Here is a 16,403-nt window from a genome sequence, read left to right as displayed (position 1 = left end):
AAGGCAGAATACCGCTTCCCCGGCGGCTCCCGCCGAGGCGTCACTTCCTGCCGTGGCTGTGCCCGTGCGCGTGGCCATCGTTCTCGTGGTGAACCGGCTTGCCGTCGGGCCGGATCTCCTGGGCCTCGCGGACGCACGGGTCGTCACGATGGGCAGGGCCACCCGAGACGTTGCCGGTGTTCGGCACCGCCCGCTCGGGGCTCGCGGCATTGCCATGGCCGTCGATGGCCAGGGTCGGCGCGACGGTTCCGGCCAGCGTTCCCGCGGCGAGGATGGCGACCACAATGCGCTTCATCGGTCAATCTCCCGTTTCCCTGCGGCGTCGGCCGCTCGGAGGTTGAGATAGCCGCGTCGTTTGTCCCCCGATTGCCGCATACGTGACGAAGTGTGTCAGCCGGCGGAGCCGGCCCGAGGCAAGCGGATCTCGGCCCTGAGGCCGCCATCGGGGCGGTTCGCGAGGGTAAGGGTGCCGCCCTCGGTCACGACGGCGCGCCTGGCGAGGGTCAGCCCGAGGCCGGTCCCGCCGGTGTTGCGGTTGCGCGAGCCTTCGAGCCGGGTGAAGGGCTCGAAGGCGCGGGCGATGTCCTCCGGCGGGATGCCGGGACCGTCGTCGTCGACCCGCAGCACCAGCGTGGTCTCCTCGGCCTCCAGGCCGATGCGGGCCCGCGCGCCGTACCGCACCGCGTTGTCGACGAGGTTCTCCAAGACGCGCCGGAGGGCCACGGGTCGAACGGTCGCGAGGGCGCGCCCGGGGCCCGCGTACTCGACCTCGCGACCGGCATCCGACGCGGCGTCGGCGAGACCCATCAGCACGCTCGCGACGTTCGTGACCTGCCTTGCCTCGGGGTCGGCGTCGCCGCGCAGGTAGGCGAGCGTGGCGTCCACCATCGCCTGCATGTCGTCGAGGTCGGAGGCCATGGCACGTCGCTCCGCCCCGTCCTCCACGCGGTCGAGGCGCAGGCGGAGGCGGGCGATGGGCGTGCGCAGGTCGTGGGAGACGGCGGCCAGCGCCTGGGTCCGCTCGGCGAGGAGGGCGTGGATGCGCTCCTGCATGGCGTTGAGCGCCCGCCCGATCCCGCGCGTCTCGTCCGGACCGATCTCGGGGATCCGAACGACCGTGCCATGGCCGATCCGCATCGTGGCGCGGGTCAACGCGCGCAGGGGACCCGCGATCCGATGCATCAGGACGACGGCCGCCGCCCCGACAAGGATGGTCATGGCCGTCGCCAGCAGGGCCCAGGGCATGCGGTGGGTCGAATCGGGCGAGTGGGCCGACCGGAAGGTCAGGAAGCTTCCGTCCGGCAGCGGCAGCGCCCCCCGGAGATCCTGCCGGTGGAACGGCTCGCCGGGAGCATCCTGGCTGAGGGCGAGGCCTTGCCCGAGGACCGGTTCGAGGTCGAGGACCTGGTCACGGAAGGTTCGCAAGGCCGGGTCCGTGCCCCGGCCGTCGGGCACGTCCCTCGCCCAACCGATCTCGAAATGGCTGGACGACAAGGCGCGCGCCTCGGCGGTCCGCGCGTCTGCCGGCCGGCGCAGGACCGCCTCGCGCGCCAGGACGAGTTGCCGCGCGACCTCGCTCGCGAAGGCCTCGTCGGCCGCGGCCGCGGCCGACTGGCGGTAGAGCGCGAGGGCACCGCCGTGGACCGCGAGGACGGCCAGGAGCAGGACCGCGACCGTGCGCCCCTCCAGGCTCCGCGCAAGGCCGACGAGCCCCCTCATGCCCGCTCGACCTTGGCCGCCAGCATGTAGCCCGAGCCGCGCACGGTCTTGATGACGGGGACCATACCTTCGGGCGGTTCGAGCTTGCGACGCAGGCGGCTGACAAGGGTGTCGACGCTGCGGTCGGACGGCGCGGCGAGGCGCCCTCGGCTCATCTCCAGGATCTGCTCGCGGCCGAGCACCCGCCCGGGATGCTCCAGGAAGACCAGCAGGAGGTCGTGCTCGGCGCCCGACAAGTCGACGGCGGCCCCCTCGGGGTCGGTCAGGGCACGGCTGCGCAGGTCGAGCCGCCAGCCGGCGAACGCAAGTGCTTCCGGCCTTACCGCCGCGGCCGGCAGGGGCGCGATGGCGGCGCGGCGGAGCACCGCCCGTATCCGGGCGAGGAGTTCGGGACGGCCGAACGGCTTGGCCAGGTAGTCGTCGGCGCCGAGTTCCAGCCCGAGGACGCGGTCGGCCTCCTCGTTGCGGGCGCTCAGCATGATCACGGGGACGGTGCCCTTCGCGCGCAACGCCCTGAGCAGGTCGATCCCCGAAGCGCCGGGCAGCATGACGTCGAGCAGGATGAGGTCGACCGCGCCCTCGGGCAGGTGCGACCACATCTCGGCGCCGCTTCGGCAGCCCGTCACGCGATAGCCGCTCTCCCGCAGGATGCGGGTGACGAGCACGCGCATGCCGTCGTCGTCCTCGACGAGGAGCACATGGGGTGCGTCGGCGTCCACCATCGTCCTTTCCCCTGGCCGCTTGGCCGCTCGTTCAATGCCGCTCGTGCAGGCACTCGCCGTGGTCGGCGAGCACCTCGATGATGCGGCATTCACGGACGTGGCCGCCCGCGCACTGACCGACCATCGCCCGCACCTCGTCCCTCAGGCCGGTCAGGCGCGCGATCCGGTCGTCGATGTCGGCGAGGTGTTTGCGCGCAATGGCATCCGCCTCCGCGCACGGTCGTTCCGGCTGGCCCGCCAGGTCGAGCAGGGTTCGGATGTCCTCGATCTCGAACCCGAGCTCGCGCGCGTGCCGGATGAACCGCAGGCGACGCACGTCGGCATCACCGTAGGTGCGCCGGTTCCCCTCGGTGCGCTCAGGCGTCGGCAGCAAACCCCGCTCCTCGTAGAACCGGATGGTGGGGACCTTCACGGCGGCCCGCCGTGACAGCTCCCCGATGGCGATGGGCTTCATCGAGCTTGCTCCTCTAGCCGCTGGAGGAATTAGGGTCCCTCCGAGAGATGCGGAAGGTACTCGCCATGAGCGAAGCGACGACCCTGGACCGGACCGGGTCCCCCCTCACGCGTCTGCGCGTGTCGGGCATGGACTGCGCCTCCTGCGCGGCCAAGGTCGAGACGGCCGTCCGACGCCTGCCCGGCATCGAGCAGGTCGAGGTCTCGGTCGCGACGGAGACCCTCACGGTCCGGCACGACCCTGCGACAAGCGCCGGGTCCATCGCCGCGACGGTACGGGGGCTCGGCTACGGCGCCGAGGATCCCGACGCCGTCGCGCCGGAGGCAGGGGCCCCGGACATGCCCTGGTGGCGGGCGCCCAGGGCCCTGCTGGTATTCGCCTGCGGCGCGGCGTTGGTGCTGGCTTACGCGGTCGGACGGGTCGCGCCGGCGACCGAGCGCTGGGCCTTCCTCGCCGCCATGGCCGTCGGGCTGGTTCCGGTCGCCCGGCGCGCCCTGTCGGCAGCCCGGCACGGGACGCCGTTCTCCATCGAGATGCTGATGACGGTTGCCGCCGTCGGCGCGACCGTCATCGGGGCCACCGAAGAGGCGGCCACCGTCGTCTTCCTGTTCCTGGTCGGCGAGGTGCTGGAGGGCGTCGCCGCCGGGCGCGCCCGTGCGAGCATCCGTGGGCTCACGGGCCTGGTACCTGACACGGCCCTGCTGGAGCGGGACGGCGCGACCGTACAGGTCCCGGCGGCGAGCCTCCGGGCCGGCGCAACGGTGCTGGTTCGCCCCGGCGACCGGGTCCCGGCGGACGGGACCGTCGCCGAGGGCGAGAGCGCCGTCGACGAGGCGCCAGTCACCGGCGAGAGCGTGCCGAAGCGGAAGGCATCGGGCGACACGGTGTTCGCCGGCACGGTCAACGGCGACGGGGCGCTGCGCGTCCGGGTGACCGCCGCGGCGCGGGACAACACCATCGCCCGCGTCGTGCGGTTGGTGGAGGAGGCGCAGGACACGAAGGCCCCGACCGAGCGCCTGATCGACCGGTTCTCCAAAGTCTACACGCCGGCCGTGGTCGCGGTGGCCGCCCTCGTCGCCGTGGTTCCGCCGCTCCTCGCGGGCGGTTCCTGGGGCGAGTGGGTCTACAAGGGACTGGCCATCCTGCTGATCGGATGCCCCTGCGCATTGGTCATCTCGACGCCGGCGGCCATCGCGGCCGGGCTCTCGGCCGGCGCCCGCCGCGGACTGCTGATCAAGGGCGGCGCCGTGTTGGAGCGGCTGGCCGAGGTCACCCAGGTCGCTTTCGACAAGACGGGCACCCTGACCGGGGGCAAGCCGGTCGTCACCGACGTGGTCGGGATCGGCAGGTCGGAACGGGACGTGCTCTCGCTGGCCGGCGCGCTGGAGGCGGGGTCCTCGCACCCGCTCGCCCGGGCCGTCCTGACCAAGGCCGCCGAGGTCGGGGCTCCGGTGCCTCCCGCATTCGGTGCGACGGCGTTGGGCGGCAAGGGCGTCGCCGGCAAGGTCGGTGGACTCGACCTGTTCCTGGGCTCGCCGCGGGAGGCGGCCGCCCGCACGGCACTCACGGGTGGGCAGGAGGCCCAGGTCTCCGAGCTTCAGGGCGAAGGCAAGACGGTGTCCGTGCTCCTCGCGGATGGGGTGGTGGCTGGGTTGCTCTCCATGCGGGACGAGCCTCGGCCGGACGCAAAGGCCGGCGTCGACCGCTTGGCGGCGGAGGGCGTTGGGGCGGTCATGCTCACCGGCGACAACGCGCGCACCGCGCGGGCCGTGGCCGACGCGCTCGGCATTGAGGCTTTTGCCGAACTCCTGCCCGAGGACAAGCAGCGGATCGTACGCGGGCTGCAGGCCGGCGGTGCGGTTGTGGCGAAGGTCGGCGACGGCATCAACGACGCGCCGGCGCTCGCGGCCGCGGATGTCGGTATCGCGATGGGCGGGGGCGCCGACGTTGCGCTGGAGACGGCCGACGCGGCGGTCCTTCACGGGCGCGTCGCCGACGTCGCCCGCATGATCGAGCTCTCGCGCCGGACGCTTGCCAACATCCGGGCGAACCTCGCCATCGCGCTCGGCCTGAAGGCGGTGTTCCTGGCGACGACGGTCCTTGGCATCACCGGCCTGTGGCCGGCCATCCTCGCCGATACCGGGGCAACGGTCCTCGTGACGGCGAACGCGCTGCGGCTTCTGCGGATGCGGGTTTGAACCGGACGGAGCGCCCCGGCGAACGAGCTGCCCACGGTCGCGGTGACCATAAACCCGAGCTGCAGCTGCTGCGAGAAGTGGGTCGCCCACCTGCGCGAGGCCGGCTTCGCGGTGGCGGTGACCAAGGGATCGGTGAACCCGCTGAAGGCTGGCCTCGGCGTGCCGCGGGACCTTGCCTCCTTCCACACCGTCCTCGTCGGCGGGTATGTGGCCGAGGGGCACGTCTCCGCCGGGGCGATCAAGCGGCTCCTGGCGGAAAGGCCCCAAGGCGCGGGCTGGCCGTCCCGGGCATGCCGCTCGGCTCGCCAGGCATGGAGGTCGAGGGCATGGAATCGGATGTCTACGAGGTCTTGCGGTTCGGGCCTCAGGGACGACCCAGGTTCGTCCGCTACCGCGGCGGCGAGCTGGCTTGAGCCCGCTCGACGCTTGAGCCTGGAGCTGTGGCAAGCTTCAGGACGGCCGGCCTAGCATGTCGAGGATCGGGCAGATCGGCACCTGTTCGCCCGAACATCGCTCGACGGTTCCGTCAAGGATACGTTCCAGCGCCACCAAAAGGGTAAGCTTGGCTCGCACCGCCGCTAGGTGTGCGCTTGCGATATCCCGGACCTCGGCGCAGGACCGGCGGTCCGGTTCCGCGAGCCTCAGCAGTGCCCGAACGTCCTCGATGCCAAAGCCCAGCTCTCGGGCATGGCGGATGAAGGCCAGGCGCTGGACATGGGTGCGGTCATACGCGCGATGGCCGCCCCTGGTTCTGGGAGGCGGCGGCATGAGCCGGATGCTCTCGTAGTAGCGGATGGTTTCGAGGTTGACGCCCGTCGCCTTGGCCAATTGCCCGATGCTGATACCGCGCGATGCCGTGACCATTTTGCCGCTTGAACCCGTAGTAGCTACGGGATGCAGGGTGCCATGCATCAGTCAGGAGCACCACACATGACGGTTCGCACCGTGACCGAACCCACCGAAGAACCGGATCGCAGCACGGTCTCCACCGGTTGGCTTGCCGGCTTGGGCACCCTGTTTGGGATGGGGGCGCTCGCGGCGTCGTCGTGCTGTGCCTTGCCGGTCGCGCTGGTCGGGCTCGGTGCAACAGGCACGGTGCTCGGTGGCCTGAGCCTTCTGACGAACCTTCGTCCCTTTCTGCTAGGCGGGGGGGTCCTTGCGCTGCTTGTCGCCTGGGGCCTGCTGGTCCGATCCCGCGCGACGGCGTGCGCGCTGCATGGACCCTGCACGGAGCCTTCCTCCCGATGGCGGACGGTGGTCCTGCTCGGATCCGGTACCCTGCTGGTCGGCCTTGCCTTGGTGTGGGGGCCACATATCGAGCCGCTACTGTTAAGGGCGATGCGAGGGTGACGATGCAGCTCAATTCGACGCTCACCTGCCCGCAGTGCGCCCGGCAGGCCAAGGAAACGATGCCGGCCGACGCCTGCCAGTTCTTCTATGAATGCACCGGCTGCGGCACGCTCCTTCGCCCCAAGGCCGGAGATTGCTGTGTCTTCTGCTCCTACGGCGACATACCCTGCCCACCGGTCCAAGAGGCCGAGCGGTGTGGGCAAACTGCACGCTGCTGCGGTGGCACCTGACGCATCTCGCGACTTTCGCACCGCTATCGGGGCGCACACCTCGACTATTGCACGTCCAACCGAGCTTCGCGTCCGGCCGGATCGCTACAGCTGCGATGCAATTCCATCGGGTCGGACCGGGCGGGGCACTGCCCAGAAGCACTGTGACAAAGGACCCGAGCCTATTTTGCGGTGAGAGATATCTCGCGCACTACGCGAGGCCAGCTGCAAGGAGACTGTTCCCGAGTGGCGCGTGAACCCGATGGCGGGCGGCTCGGGACTACCGCTGGACCTCGCCTCCTGCCGCACGGCCGAGGGCGTAGCGATATGACCGAGCAGCACGTGCAAGCGGAGAGGCCTCGGAGCAGCACGTCAGGAGGCCCGGCCATGCCGGTCGAGCATCGATGTCGAAGACATGGAGGCCGACCCCGGCGACGTCGTCCTGTTCTAATCAACGGGCCGGCGCGCGTTCGCGTGCTACCGCCGAGGTGAGATTGCGCAGCAGCCTCCTCACAGCGAGTTTCGATGGCGGGCGCACGTGTTCCCTTGGGCGACCCTGGCGAGGCTGAGATAGGCGTCGTCGAGGCAAGCCGAGGTACGCGCGAGACTCCCGGCATCGTCGACGAGGGCCTCCAGTGCGCGGAGGAGATGCTCGGCCGTGGCCGTTGCCCCCTCCCGCCGCGCTCGCTGGAACGCGGCCAGGATGAGGGTGTCGAGGGCTTCCGCCTCGAATTCGGGTGGCGATGCGCTCATGGGCGTCCTACCTCGACGGACGGCGTCTCGGACCGGAAGAGACGTACGGCCGCTGCGGCGAGCGCAAGTTCCGCCGCCGCGAACAGGGCGAGCGTCGTCCCGACCCCGAAACGGAGCAAGCCGCCGAAGAGCAGGCTTCCCAGCCCGAACCCGGTGAACAGCAGGCAGACGTTGAGCCCCATGGCCTGGCCCGGACGTTGGCCCCCGAGCGCGGTGACGATGCCGGCGAGCAGCGGCTGGGTCATGTCGTAGCCGAGCGACAGGACCGTCACCGCCACCGCCGCCAGGAGAAGCGGCGCGTTGAGGGTCAGGGCCGCCGCCGACAAGGCCCCCAGGAGCAGGCCGGCCGGGAGCAGGCGGCCGCGCCCTCGCCGGTCCGCGATGCGGCCGATGACGGGCCCCAGGAGGAAGCCCGGGATGCCGTAGCCGAGGAGCGCAAGGCCGACCCCGACGGGACCGAGCCCGTATCGCTGCTCGAAGTACAGGCCGAGCCAGGTGAACACGCCGGAATGGAACATCGAGTTGAGCAGGACAAAGCCGTAGGTGCGGCATCCGCGTGGGTTGAGCAGGAGGTCGCGATAGCCGCGGAACAGGTCGGGCAGCCGTGTCCCGGCCGCCGTGGCGCCCGGGATGATCCCCTGTGACGGCGCGAGGACGAGCAGGAGCGCGCCCCCGGCGACGCCAACGGTGAGGAATAGGCCGCGCCATCCCACGACCGGTTCGAGCAGGGCACCGAAGGTCGACCCGAAGGCCATGCCGCCGGCCATTGCCCCAAACAACCATCCCAGGGGGCGCCCGCGTCGTTTGTAGGGGAAGAGCCGGCCTACGAGAACCAGGCCGAGCGGAACGACCCCGCTCGCCCCCAGGCCGGTCATGAAGCGCCACATGGCGAGTTGCCCGACCGAGCTCGCCGTGGCCGTCAGGGCCGTCAGCGCCGCGAAGGTGCCCAGGGAACCCGCCATGACGCGCCAGACGCCGAGGCGGTCCGCCAGCAAACCGTAGACCAACGTCGCCGCGCCGTACGGGATCAGGTAGGCGGGAACGATGAGCCCGACGCGCTCGGGCGAGACGCCGAACCCCTGCGCCAACTGCGGCAGGACCGGCGCGACCATGAACGCCTGGAAGAAGATCACGAATGCCGCCGCCGCGAGCACGCGGAGCAGGCGCTCGCGGTCGACCTCCGCGGGCTCTGCCGCTCCGGGGATCATGCCTGCACCTCGGCGCCGTCGAACCCGCCGTTGGCGAGCGCCGCCCGGATCTCCGCGGGTCCGACGCGGGACGGCTCGAACCGAACGGCGACGTACTTGCGCCACGCGCTGGACCTCGCCTGCCGGATCCCCGGAACGGCCATCAGCAGGTCACGGACCGTCTCGGCGCACCTGTCGCACAGCATTCCCGGCACGGAGAGGGTGACCTCCGTCAGGGAGGCGGTTTCGTCGCTCATGAGGTCTCCGGGGTTCAGAGCAGGTCCGCGTAGACCCGTGCGTAGTAGGCGCTGACCAGTAGGAGCGCAGCGCCGCTGAGGAGCTGCAGGGCTCGCCCCCAGACGCCGAGGCGGGCCAGGCGGGTGACCGCGCTCCCGGCCGCACCGGCGGCGAGGAAGGGCAGGCCCCGACCGAGGCCGAATGCGAGGGCGAGGACGACGCCGCGCCCGGTCCGACCCTCCGCAGCCGCCACCGTGAGCAGCAGCAGCAGCGGCGCGACTGAGGTGCCGACGCTGAACACCAAGCCGTAGGCGAAGGCGCCGAGGAGGCCGGGGCGGCGCCAGGCTGTCAGCGCTCGGGTGCGCAGGCGCGGCCACCAAAATGCGAGCAGCGCCGCCGCGAGCGAAACGACGGCCATGAGCAGGGCCCAGTTCCGGCCGAACGCCTCCGTCGCGAGCGCGCCGAGATGTCCCGCCGCGGAGCCGAGGGCGGCGAGGCTCAGGACGATTCCGGCAAAGAAGGCCCCGGCCACCTGCAGTCCGGCGCGGCGGGACCCCGCCTCCGAGGCCCCGGCGACGCTGGCCAGGCCCAGCCCGACCGGCAGGGTGCAGGGGCAGACCGCGCTGGCCAGCACCCCGGCGAGGAATCCGATCCAGAGGGCGGCCGGCCCGCTGGCGCCGGTCGCCAAGGGCTGGACGAGGTGTTCGAGCGTCACGGCGCCACCATGGGAGGACCGGGGGTGTAACCGAGGCCCGCGATGGCCGTCCGCACGCGACCGAGCAAGAGGGGTCGGCCAGCGGCGTAGGTGACGCGGAGCGTGCGGCCGACGAAATCGATCTCCGCGTCGGTCACCCCGTCCACCTTCCGGACCGCACGCTTGATCGAGGCGGCGCAGGAGAGGCAGGCCATGCCTTCCACCGGGATGGTCGCGACCCTCAGGTCGGAGCCGCGGCGTGACATGGCCGGCGCATCCTCCTGGGCCCGAACCGGCCTGCCCGGTCCCAGGAGGAGGGCCGCCAGCGCGACCGCCGCGCTCGAAGAATTCAGGAACTTCATCGCCGACCTCTTTCGGTCGCGAGCCTGTTCGTGCCGGGCAGGCTGCCGACGCTCGTGATCGCGCCCAGGAACAGTCCGGGCTGGCCCCAAAGGGAATTGAGGAAGATCGCGGTGACGCTCACCGCCATGGCGACCATGGCCCAGATCGGATTGACGAGGCCGGTCGCGGCGACCGGGATGCCAAGGCCGTTGAAGGCGAAGGCCAGCCAGACGTTCTGGAGCATCTTGGCGTAGCTGCGCCGGCTGATGCGGCGGGCGAGCGGCAGCGCGGCCAGGCGGTTCGACAGGATGATGATGTCCGCGGCCTCGATGGCGATGTCGGTACCCCCGCCCATGGCGATGCCGACGTCGGCCTGCATCAGGGCGGGCGCGTCGTTGATGCCGTCGCCGACCATGGCGACCTTGGCAGTCGCCTGGAGGCGCCGCACGGTCTCCGCCTTGCCGTCGGGCAGTACCCCCGCGTGGACTTCGTCGATGCCCGCCTCGGCGGCGATCCGGCAAGCGGCCGGCTCGTTGTCACCGGTGAGCAGGACCGTCCGCAGGCCCTCGGCCCGCAAGGCCGCGACCGCCCGCGCCGCGTCGGACCGTAGCCTGTCGTCGAGGGCGAGCAGGCCCAGCAGGCGACGGTCCCGACCGACCACGATGACGGTGCGCCCGGCCCCCTCCAGGTCCTGGATGCGAGCCGCTGCGGACGAGAGGTCGATGCCCCGGCCCGCTAGGAACGCCGGGCTGCCGACCAGGACCTCGCCCGCCCCGGTGCGGGCGACGACGCCCTTGCCCGGAACGGCCTCGAACGAGGTCACGTCCGGGGGCACGGCGCCGCGCGCGAACGCGGCCTTGACCACCGCCTGCGCGAGCGGGTGCTCGGACGTGGCCTCGGCCGCGGCGGCAAGGGCGACGAGATCGGCCTCGCTCCCGGAGAACGCCTCGACCTCGCGGACCGTGGGTCGGCCCTCGGTGAGGGTCCCGGTCTTGTCGAGGACGACCGTGTCGACGAGGCGGTAGCCCTGGAAGGCCTCGCCGGTCCGCATCAGGATGCCGTGCTCGGCGGCCTCGCCGGCCCCCCGCACGATGGAGAGGGGCGCCGAGATGCCGACGGCGCACGGGTAGCCCATGACCAGGACGCTCAGGCCCGCGAACACGGCCCGCTCGATGTCGGGTTCGCCGCCGGCCAACGAGGTCATGGCGAGCCAGCCGACGTAGGCCAGCGCGGCAACCACGAGCACGGTCGGGGTGTAGACCTGCAGGACGCGGTCGACGAGGTGGAGCAGGCCGGGCTTGAGGGCGCGGGCGTCCTCGACCTCGCGCACCACCTTCTGCAGGAAGCTGCCGGCCCCCACCGCGGTCACCCGCACCAGCAGGGTGCCGGTGCCGTTGATCGAGCCGCCGATGACGGCGTCGCCCTCCGCGCGCTCGACCGGGATGGGCTCGCCGGTGATGAGGGCCTGGTCGACGGCGGAGCGGCCGCCCGCGACCGTGCCGTCGACGGGCACGCGTTCCCCGGGGCGGATGCGGACGAGGTCGCCGGCCGCGACGGCGTCCAGTGGCACATCCCGCTCCTGTCCGTCCCGGACCATGCGGGCGGTCTCCGGCTGAAGGTCGAGGAGCCGCTTCACGGCCTGGGAGCTGCGCGTCTTGACGATAAGCGACAGCCACTCGGAGAAGATGTGGTAGGTCGCGACCATGACCGAGACGGCGAAGAACGGCGCGGTCGGGTAGTCCGGCCGTTCGAGGACCAGCCCGATGACGCCGCCGAGCATGCCCGCGAAGGCGCCGATCTCCAGCAGCACGTGCTGGTTCAGGATGCCGCGGCGGAGGGCCTGGATGGCCATGTGCAGGATGTGGCCCCCAACCCCGAAGACGAGCACGACCGCGAGCGCCGCGACGAGCCAGGGGGCGAAGGCCGCAAGGTAACCCTGGAGGTTCAGGTAGAGCAGGCCGAGCGCCACGGCGGCGAGACCGACGGTGCTGGCGGCCGCAGCGAGGAGGCTGGTCTTCCGCAGGACAAGGAAGACCATCGCGCCGAGGCTAAGGCAGACCAGGGCGGGCAGGAAGCCGATCCAGCCGAGGGTGGGGTCCGCGATGATGGGAATCGAGGCGACGCTCAGGGCGACCGCCACGACGAAGCGGCGGCTCTCGCGCACAAGATCGCGCTCCTCCTCCTCGTAGGGCCGGACCTTGCGCGGGTCGGAGATGGTGTAGCCGATGTCGCGCAGGATCCCCAGCAACGCGGCCGGCCGCGCGACCCTCGGGTCGTACTCGACGAGGGCCTGCTCGTGGGTCAGGCTGACCGCCACTTTGTCGACGCCGGGCTGGCTGCCCAGGGCCTTCTCGATGGTCCCGGTGCAGAGCGAGCAGTGCAGGCCGCCGATCCGAGCACGGATGCGCGCCCGGTCGGGCCGGCTGGCAGGCTCCTCGCTCCATAGGGAAAGGTCGGTTTCGAGGGCCGCTGTGGCCATCGGTCTGCCTCCTGGAATGTCCGGTCGGGTGGATCAGGCCGAGGTGCGGGCCACGACGCGGAAGCCGCGCTTCTCGATCAGCTCGACGAGGCGGTCCTCGCTTGTGGCCGCCGGGTCGAAGAGGGCTCGGACGCGTCCCTCGTCGAAGGAGACGTCGATGCCGCGGACGCCGGGATGAGCCTCCAGCAGGGAGCCGACCGAGGCGGAGCAGGCGGCGCACCGCCAACCTTCGACCTTCAGGGTGACCGTCCTCATGGCGTGTTCCTCTTCCTCGGTTCGTCGCATCGGCAGGTACTCGGCTCCCGCGGAGCCTCGTCGAGAGCTTCCAGGATGGTGCAGCCGCTCAGGCCGCCGTGGCCCGGGCACGACGCGACCACGGCCTCCAAGGCAGCGCGGACGCGCAGGAGCTCGGAGATCTTCTCGTCCACCTCTGCGATCTTGTGCTGGGCTTGGGCACGCACATCGGCGCAGTCGGCCTCCGGGTTAGCCCGCAGGGCGAGCAGCTCCTGCGCCTCCCTGAGGGAAAACCCGATCCTCTGGGCCTGCCGGATGAAGCGGATGCGAGCGACCACCTCGGGCGGGTAGGTCCGATAGCCTGCCCCCTTGGCCGGCTGCTCGATCAGACCCTGGCGCTCGTAGAACCGGATGGTCTCGACGCCGACACCAGCCTCCTGCGCCGCTTTTCCGATGGTCAAATTCCTCATCTGCCGTCCCGGCATCACCAACACTCCACGAGCCTACACTCCGTACTATGGTACGGGGTCAAGGGAGCATAAGGCCGCCCACTGATTAAGGGTGGGATTTCGAGATGAAACAGCAAAGCTGAGGGGAAGGCCCGCTGGGATCGGCCCGTTGGGGGGGCTTGATCAAGTGCTATCGGGATCGGCGCTGCGAGTTTCATTGGATAGCGCCCACCTTGCCGAGGCACCGGTGTCGGCGGCACTCGCGACCTTGGCCTGTGCAGCTCAAGCGATTGACTTGGGCCGAGGCCATTCAGGTTGGAATTTCTAACCTCCGGCCCGGATCGTTCGCGCAGTACGGGGGATGGGTATGAGATTTCTTATGGGCGCCACGCTGGCTTTGCTTGCAGGGTTCGTAACAAGTCAGCTGACAATATCTGCCAGCCACGCAGCCTAGGCCGACAACGTTCCGGCCCATCATCGCGTCTGTCTCAAGCGGGCCGATCCGCAATATAGAATCTGGCGTTCCGACGAGGAGCGACCCTGGATTGCCGCCGTCGTCCGCAAAGTCAATGATGCGCGGCAGCTGCCGTGATCCAGCACGGCCCTGTGCGGAAGCCGCCGATGAAGGCGATGTCCATGCGCCTCCCGATGCGTCCGACATTGCACTTCTCGATGCTGAAGCCCGGCGACCGGGTTCAGGTCCGCGCCGCTGAAAACGCCGGGCAGGTCAAGGTCGTGGGCCGGAGGATGCTTCAGTTGCGCCCGTCAGGACGATGGAGTGCCTCCCGCCTGTCCTCTGGGGGCCGAGTGTGGTGCCGGCCGGCGCATTGCTTGAACCGTGGGCATCGACGTGGTCCAGGAGGCGCAGCCCGCCTCAGCATCCGACATTAAGGGGGCCTCGGTGCTCCGGATGTTGAGATGGTTACCGCGGACTATGGAACCGGCAACCATCTTGATTGCCGTGAATGGACCTTTGCTCCGCGGGCCGCCTTAGATGTAGCCGAAGTATAGGGTTGAAGTTCGTCCCTGGGGCGATCCCGTTCAGCCTCGCTCAGGGACCGGCTCCGACGCCGTCGTGCTTCGCCTGCGTCCTGCTGACCAGAACGCCAATCGCTTCTCCGCTTCGGTAGAAGCGCGCCCCACGGTTCTCCAGGGCTTCGCGCAAGGCCCGTACCACACGGCCCCGGGGCTCCACTTTCTGGTTCTCGTAATCATTGATCGTTTTCTTGCTGACGTCCGAGAGCTTCGAGAATTCAAGCTGCGTCAGACCGAGCAACTCCCGGGCTGCTTGGCACACGACACCCGGCAGGGATGCGCCGGGCTCCAGCGCTTCGACGTTGGCTGAGGATAAGTCGAGCGGCGGCTTGCTTTGCTCGTGATAAAATATTACACCTGTGGTATAGTTCCATCTCTTCGTTTGAGCTCGCCCGTCCGCGCGTGGTCCCACTCCATCGCCGGCATCCGTGGCCCGCTCCGCTCTCTCGGGATGGGACTGCTCCATGCTCTACGCCTTCTACGGGGCCGATGGCCGTTCGGCCGCGACCCATGCCGCCCTCGTGGCGGCCCACGCCCTGGCGACCGCCGCACGGCCCGCCACGTTGCTGAGGATCACCGAGCGGGGACAGGGCCTTGCCCGGATCCCGGAGACGATGCCAGAGGCCCTGTGCGTCGTCGAGGCCGAACCCGGCGACCTCATGACCTTCGACGATCCGGAGGAGCTGATCAGGCAGGCACGGGCCACGGCGCGGGACGTCGTCCTGGACCTTCCGCTCTCCTGGCTCCCCGAGCGCAGCTTGCGCGAGGCGGCGGCCTTGTCGGTGGTCGTCGTCGGCCCGGGCGCCATGGAGGAGCGCCTCGCAGCCTTCGCCCTTGGTCAGTGCGGGGAGCAGGTAACCGCGGGGCGGCCGGCGCCGGATCAGGCTTCGGGCGCGGGGCCGGAGCCCGGATCCCCTGCCCCGATCTGGTTGCTCGGGGCCGGACGTGCCGGCGGAGGTCCGGACGCCACCCGTTTCGAACAGGCGATGCGCCCCCTCCTCCGCCGCGCCGGGGCCGGCGACGGGTGCCGGTTCCTGCCCGTGGCCCTGCCTGCGCCGACGCGGTCCGAGGCGCACGCCGTCGCGGCGGGCCATCCGCTGGCCGGAACGGTGCGGCAGGGCATGCTCCTTCTCGCCGCCATCGAGGTGGCCGCCCAGGATCCCTTCGTCGCTTCCCTCGACAGCGGGCGGTTCGCCCGCGCGCTCGGCCTTGATCCCGACCTGCCCATCACCCCCGACGAGCGGCGGCTCTGCGACCGGCTGCGCGACCTCGCCGACGCGCTGGAGGCGCTGGAGCAAGGCGGACCGGCTCCGGAGGAGATGGCGCGGGCGCCGCTCATGGAATCCTGGAGTTTTCTGAGCGGCCGGACGCGGGTGCTTGCCGGCGTCTCCTTCGGCCACCCGACCATCACTTCCGGGCGCCCCACCCTCACCTCGGACGTCTTCGCCACGGACGGAAGAACTTGGGCGCGGACGCTGTCGCGCCTCTATCGCCTGGGGACACCGGCAGAGGCGACGCCGGCGGCGGGGCTCCAGTGAGCGCGCGCCCTCCCGCCCATCCCGACGCCATGGAGATAGCCTGACATGTCCCGACCTGCTTCCGGGCGCCGCGACGCCTGCCCGGCCGCTCCTGCGTGCCCGCCCGCCGCCAACGCCGCGCTGAGGCGCGCGCCCCCGATGCTCAGGCTGTGGCGGGTCGTGCCGCCGCAGTCCCTCGGTCCCGCGACGGCGCGCTCACTCCTCATGGTGTTGCGCGCGGTCGAACCCCCTTGCGCCCGGCGACGCTGGGACGCTGCGCTCCGGGGCGATCCGGTCGCGACCACGCGCATCGCGCTCACGGTCCTGCGCCTGGAAGGGGTGAGCGGACCAGCGGCCGACACCGTCGCGAGCGCCCTGCTGCTGCGTGCCTTGTGCGGTGATCGAACCGCCCCGGTCGTCCTCGCAAGCGCGCTGAGGCGATTGGCGCGCCGACGTCCGGACGAGCGTCACCTGGTCGAACTCGCCGCGCGGTGGGCGGCCTGGGTGCCGCGCGTCCCGCCGGCGCCGCGGCCGTGACCGACTGGGACCGGTTCGCCCCGGCGCCGACCGAGAACCCCTGCCCCGCATCCCAATCGCCCAAGGACGGCACCCATGCGCATCTGGATCCTGTCGGACCTTCACCAAGGAGTGGGAGGGCCACCGTGGAACCCGGCCCGTATCCCCGAAGCTGACGTGGTGGTCTGTCAAAAAGCGTTGGAACGGGACCCCGGATCGGCGTGCAATGGGGACCCCTTCGCAAGCTCGGCACGGTGCGGCTGAGCTGATCCGAAGCCCAGCTTTGGCGTCGTAGGTTCTGGCCTCAG

At 70.9% G+C, this 16,403-nt stretch carries 19 protein-coding genes and 1 pseudogene; 6 read left to right on the top strand and 14 right to left on the bottom strand.

Annotated features, from left to right (window positions below; translation table 11 throughout):
* Positions 1 to 40 precede the first annotated feature (40 nt).
* The 4 genes from ACP56T_RS20655 to ACP56T_RS20640 form a co-directional block, all read right to left on the bottom strand.
* A complete protein-coding gene (locus tag ACP56T_RS20655; RefSeq protein ID WP_430914027.1) occupies positions 41 to 295 on the bottom strand; it encodes a hypothetical protein in 255 nt (84 codons plus the stop codon).
* Positions 296 to 390: 95 nt separating this feature from the next.
* Positions 391 to 1,719 (bottom strand): ATP-binding protein, encoded by a 1,329-nt coding sequence (locus ACP56T_RS20650; protein ID WP_144767070.1) that lies wholly within the window; start codon positions 1,717 to 1,719, stop codon positions 391 to 393.
* The gene (locus tag ACP56T_RS20645) at positions 1,716 to 2,441 is read right to left on the bottom strand and encodes a response regulator transcription factor (protein WP_063111994.1); all 726 of its coding nucleotides are present in this window, start codon (positions 2,439 to 2,441) and stop codon (positions 1,716 to 1,718) included. Before ACP56T_RS20645 ends, ACP56T_RS20650 begins: the two co-directional genes overlap by 4 nt.
* A 31-nt stretch (positions 2,442 to 2,472) precedes the next feature.
* Positions 2,473 to 2,895, bottom strand: a complete 423-nt coding sequence (locus tag ACP56T_RS20640) for a MerR family transcriptional regulator (protein ID WP_063111995.1) — start codon at positions 2,893 to 2,895, stop codon at positions 2,473 to 2,475.
* 65 nt (positions 2,896 to 2,960) lie between these two features.
* Here ACP56T_RS20640 and ACP56T_RS20635 point away from each other — a divergent pair, with 65 nt between their 5' ends.
* Together ACP56T_RS20635 and ACP56T_RS20630 are read left to right on the top strand one after the other, a co-directional pair.
* Complete coding sequence (locus tag ACP56T_RS20635; RefSeq protein ID WP_063112020.1) at positions 2,961 to 5,093, top strand: heavy metal translocating P-type ATPase; 2,133 nt, start codon at positions 2,961 to 2,963, stop codon at positions 5,091 to 5,093.
* 18 nt (positions 5,094 to 5,111) lie between these two features.
* A pseudogene (locus ACP56T_RS20630) lies at positions 5,112 to 5,506 on the top strand (DUF411 domain-containing protein); the annotation flags it as partial.
* Positions 5,507 to 5,543: 37 nt separating this feature from the next.
* On the opposite strand, the gene ACP56T_RS20625 reads toward ACP56T_RS20630, so the two are convergent.
* On the bottom strand, positions 5,544 to 5,957 hold the full coding sequence (locus ACP56T_RS20625; RefSeq protein ID WP_430914026.1) for a MerR family transcriptional regulator: 414 nt from the start codon (positions 5,955 to 5,957) through the stop codon (positions 5,544 to 5,546).
* Between the two features lie 66 nt (positions 5,958 to 6,023).
* On the opposite strand from ACP56T_RS20625, the gene ACP56T_RS20620 reads away from it, so the two are divergent.
* Together ACP56T_RS20620 and ACP56T_RS20615 are read left to right on the top strand one after the other, a co-directional pair.
* On the top strand, positions 6,024 to 6,443 hold the full coding sequence (locus ACP56T_RS20620) for a mercuric transporter MerT family protein (protein ID WP_186383960.1): 420 nt from the start codon (positions 6,024 to 6,026) through the stop codon (positions 6,441 to 6,443).
* A gap of 2 nt (positions 6,444 to 6,445) precedes the next feature.
* Positions 6,446 to 6,673 (top strand): GDCCVxC domain-containing (seleno)protein, encoded by a 228-nt coding sequence (locus ACP56T_RS20615; RefSeq protein WP_144767067.1) that lies wholly within the window; start codon positions 6,446 to 6,448, stop codon positions 6,671 to 6,673.
* 489 nt (positions 6,674 to 7,162) lie between these two features.
* Here ACP56T_RS20615 and ACP56T_RS20610 read toward each other — a convergent pair whose 3' ends face one another.
* From ACP56T_RS20610 to ACP56T_RS20575, 8 genes are read right to left on the bottom strand one after another with little or no spacing between them, the layout of a single operon-like run.
* Entirely contained in the window at positions 7,163 to 7,405 is a 243-nt protein-coding gene (locus tag ACP56T_RS20610; protein WP_430914025.1) for a hypothetical protein, read from the bottom strand.
* A complete protein-coding gene (locus ACP56T_RS20605) occupies positions 7,402 to 8,613 on the bottom strand; it encodes an MFS transporter (RefSeq protein ID WP_144767065.1) in 1,212 nt (403 codons plus the stop codon). The genes ACP56T_RS20610 and ACP56T_RS20605 overlap by 4 nt, the downstream gene beginning before the upstream one ends.
* Positions 8,610 to 8,849 carry a heavy-metal-associated domain-containing protein gene (locus ACP56T_RS20600; RefSeq protein ID WP_043075204.1) on the bottom strand — a complete coding sequence of 80 codons (240 nt, stop codon included), beginning with the start codon at positions 8,847 to 8,849 and terminating at the stop codon, positions 8,610 to 8,612. Before ACP56T_RS20600 ends, ACP56T_RS20605 begins: the two co-directional genes overlap by 4 nt.
* A gap of 14 nt (positions 8,850 to 8,863) precedes the next feature.
* On the bottom strand, positions 8,864 to 9,544 hold the full coding sequence (locus ACP56T_RS20595) for a cytochrome c biogenesis CcdA family protein (protein ID WP_430914024.1): 681 nt from the start codon (positions 9,542 to 9,544) through the stop codon (positions 8,864 to 8,866).
* On the bottom strand, positions 9,541 to 9,885 hold the full coding sequence (locus ACP56T_RS20590) for a heavy-metal-associated domain-containing protein (RefSeq protein ID WP_063112000.1): 345 nt from the start codon (positions 9,883 to 9,885) through the stop codon (positions 9,541 to 9,543). Before ACP56T_RS20590 ends, ACP56T_RS20595 begins: the two co-directional genes overlap by 4 nt.
* On the bottom strand, positions 9,882 to 12,344 hold the full coding sequence (locus ACP56T_RS20585; RefSeq protein WP_430914023.1) for a heavy metal translocating P-type ATPase: 2,463 nt from the start codon (positions 12,342 to 12,344) through the stop codon (positions 9,882 to 9,884). The genes ACP56T_RS20590 and ACP56T_RS20585 overlap by 4 nt, the downstream gene beginning before the upstream one ends.
* Before the next feature lie 33 nt (positions 12,345 to 12,377).
* Positions 12,378 to 12,599 (bottom strand): heavy-metal-associated domain-containing protein, encoded by a 222-nt coding sequence (locus tag ACP56T_RS20580; protein ID WP_144767064.1) that lies wholly within the window; start codon positions 12,597 to 12,599, stop codon positions 12,378 to 12,380.
* A complete protein-coding gene (locus tag ACP56T_RS20575; RefSeq protein ID WP_063112021.1) occupies positions 12,596 to 13,048 on the bottom strand; it encodes a MerR family transcriptional regulator in 453 nt (150 codons plus the stop codon). Before ACP56T_RS20575 ends, ACP56T_RS20580 begins: the two co-directional genes overlap by 4 nt.
* Positions 13,049 to 13,615: 567 nt before the next feature.
* On the opposite strand from ACP56T_RS20575, the gene ACP56T_RS20570 reads away from it, so the two are divergent.
* Complete coding sequence (locus ACP56T_RS20570; protein ID WP_373321958.1) at positions 13,616 to 13,918, top strand: copper-binding protein; 303 nt, start codon at positions 13,616 to 13,618, stop codon at positions 13,916 to 13,918.
* Between the two features lie 160 nt (positions 13,919 to 14,078).
* Here ACP56T_RS20570 and ACP56T_RS20565 read toward each other — a convergent pair whose 3' ends face one another.
* The gene (locus ACP56T_RS20565) at positions 14,079 to 14,528 is read right to left on the bottom strand and encodes a helix-turn-helix domain-containing protein (RefSeq protein ID WP_238179004.1); all 450 of its coding nucleotides are present in this window, start codon (positions 14,526 to 14,528) and stop codon (positions 14,079 to 14,081) included.
* Here ACP56T_RS20565 and ACP56T_RS20560 point away from each other — a divergent pair.
* A complete protein-coding gene (locus tag ACP56T_RS20560) occupies positions 14,527 to 15,600 on the top strand; it encodes a hypothetical protein (protein ID WP_144767062.1) in 1,074 nt (357 codons plus the stop codon). The two genes, ACP56T_RS20565 and ACP56T_RS20560, sit on opposite strands and share 2 nt — an antisense overlap.
* Positions 15,601 to 16,403 lie beyond the last annotated feature (803 nt).

This window comes from Methylobacterium endophyticum, from assembly GCF_050591105.1.
Classification (GTDB): domain Bacteria; phylum Pseudomonadota; class Alphaproteobacteria; order Rhizobiales; family Beijerinckiaceae; genus Methylobacterium.
Note: the sequence above shows the minus strand (reverse complement) of the source record. Positions and strands in the feature narration are given on the sequence as shown.

Bases quoted from the DNA above. Each gene is read 5' to 3' on its own strand.
- ACP56T_RS20655 (WP_430914027.1), bottom strand. From the start codon at position 295: ATGAAGCGCATTGTGGTCGCCATCCTCGCCGCGGGAACGCTGGCCGGA.
- ACP56T_RS20650 (WP_144767070.1), bottom strand. From the start codon at position 1,719: ATGAGGGGGCTCGTCGGCCTTGCGCGGAGCCTGGAGGGGCGCACGGTC.
- ACP56T_RS20645 (WP_063111994.1), bottom strand. From the start codon at position 2,441: ATGGTGGACGCCGACGCACCCCATGTGCTCCTCGTCGAGGACGACGAC.
- ACP56T_RS20640 (WP_063111995.1), bottom strand. From the start codon at position 2,895: ATGAAGCCCATCGCCATCGGGGAGCTGTCACGGCGGGCCGCCGTGAAG.
- ACP56T_RS20635 (WP_063112020.1), top strand. From the start codon at position 2,961: ATGAGCGAAGCGACGACCCTGGACCGGACCGGGTCCCCCCTCACGCGT.
- ACP56T_RS20625 (WP_430914026.1), bottom strand. From the start codon at position 5,957: ATGGTCACGGCATCGCGCGGTATCAGCATCGGGCAATTGGCCAAGGCG.
- ACP56T_RS20620 (WP_186383960.1), top strand. From the start codon at position 6,024: ATGACGGTTCGCACCGTGACCGAACCCACCGAAGAACCGGATCGCAGC.
- ACP56T_RS20615 (WP_144767067.1), top strand. From the start codon at position 6,446: ATGCAGCTCAATTCGACGCTCACCTGCCCGCAGTGCGCCCGGCAGGCC.
- ACP56T_RS20610 (WP_430914025.1), bottom strand. From the start codon at position 7,405: ATGAGCGCATCGCCACCCGAATTCGAGGCGGAAGCCCTCGACACCCTC.
- ACP56T_RS20605 (WP_144767065.1), bottom strand. From the start codon at position 8,613: ATGATCCCCGGAGCGGCAGAGCCCGCGGAGGTCGACCGCGAGCGCCTG.
- ACP56T_RS20600 (WP_043075204.1), bottom strand. From the start codon at position 8,849: ATGAGCGACGAAACCGCCTCCCTGACGGAGGTCACCCTCTCCGTGCCG.
- ACP56T_RS20590 (WP_063112000.1), bottom strand. From the start codon at position 9,885: ATGAAGTTCCTGAATTCTTCGAGCGCGGCGGTCGCGCTGGCGGCCCTC.
- ACP56T_RS20585 (WP_430914023.1), bottom strand. From the start codon at position 12,344: ATGGCCACAGCGGCCCTCGAAACCGACCTTTCCCTATGGAGCGAGGAG.
- ACP56T_RS20580 (WP_144767064.1), bottom strand. From the start codon at position 12,599: ATGAGGACGGTCACCCTGAAGGTCGAAGGTTGGCGGTGCGCCGCCTGC.
- ACP56T_RS20575 (WP_063112021.1), bottom strand. From the start codon at position 13,048: ATGAGGAATTTGACCATCGGAAAAGCGGCGCAGGAGGCTGGTGTCGGC.
- ACP56T_RS20560 (WP_144767062.1), top strand. From the start codon at position 14,527: ATGCTCTACGCCTTCTACGGGGCCGATGGCCGTTCGGCCGCGACCCAT.
- ACP56T_RS20565 (WP_238179004.1), bottom strand. From the start codon at position 14,528: ATGGAGCAGTCCCATCCCGAGAGAGCGGAGCGGGCCACGGATGCCGGC.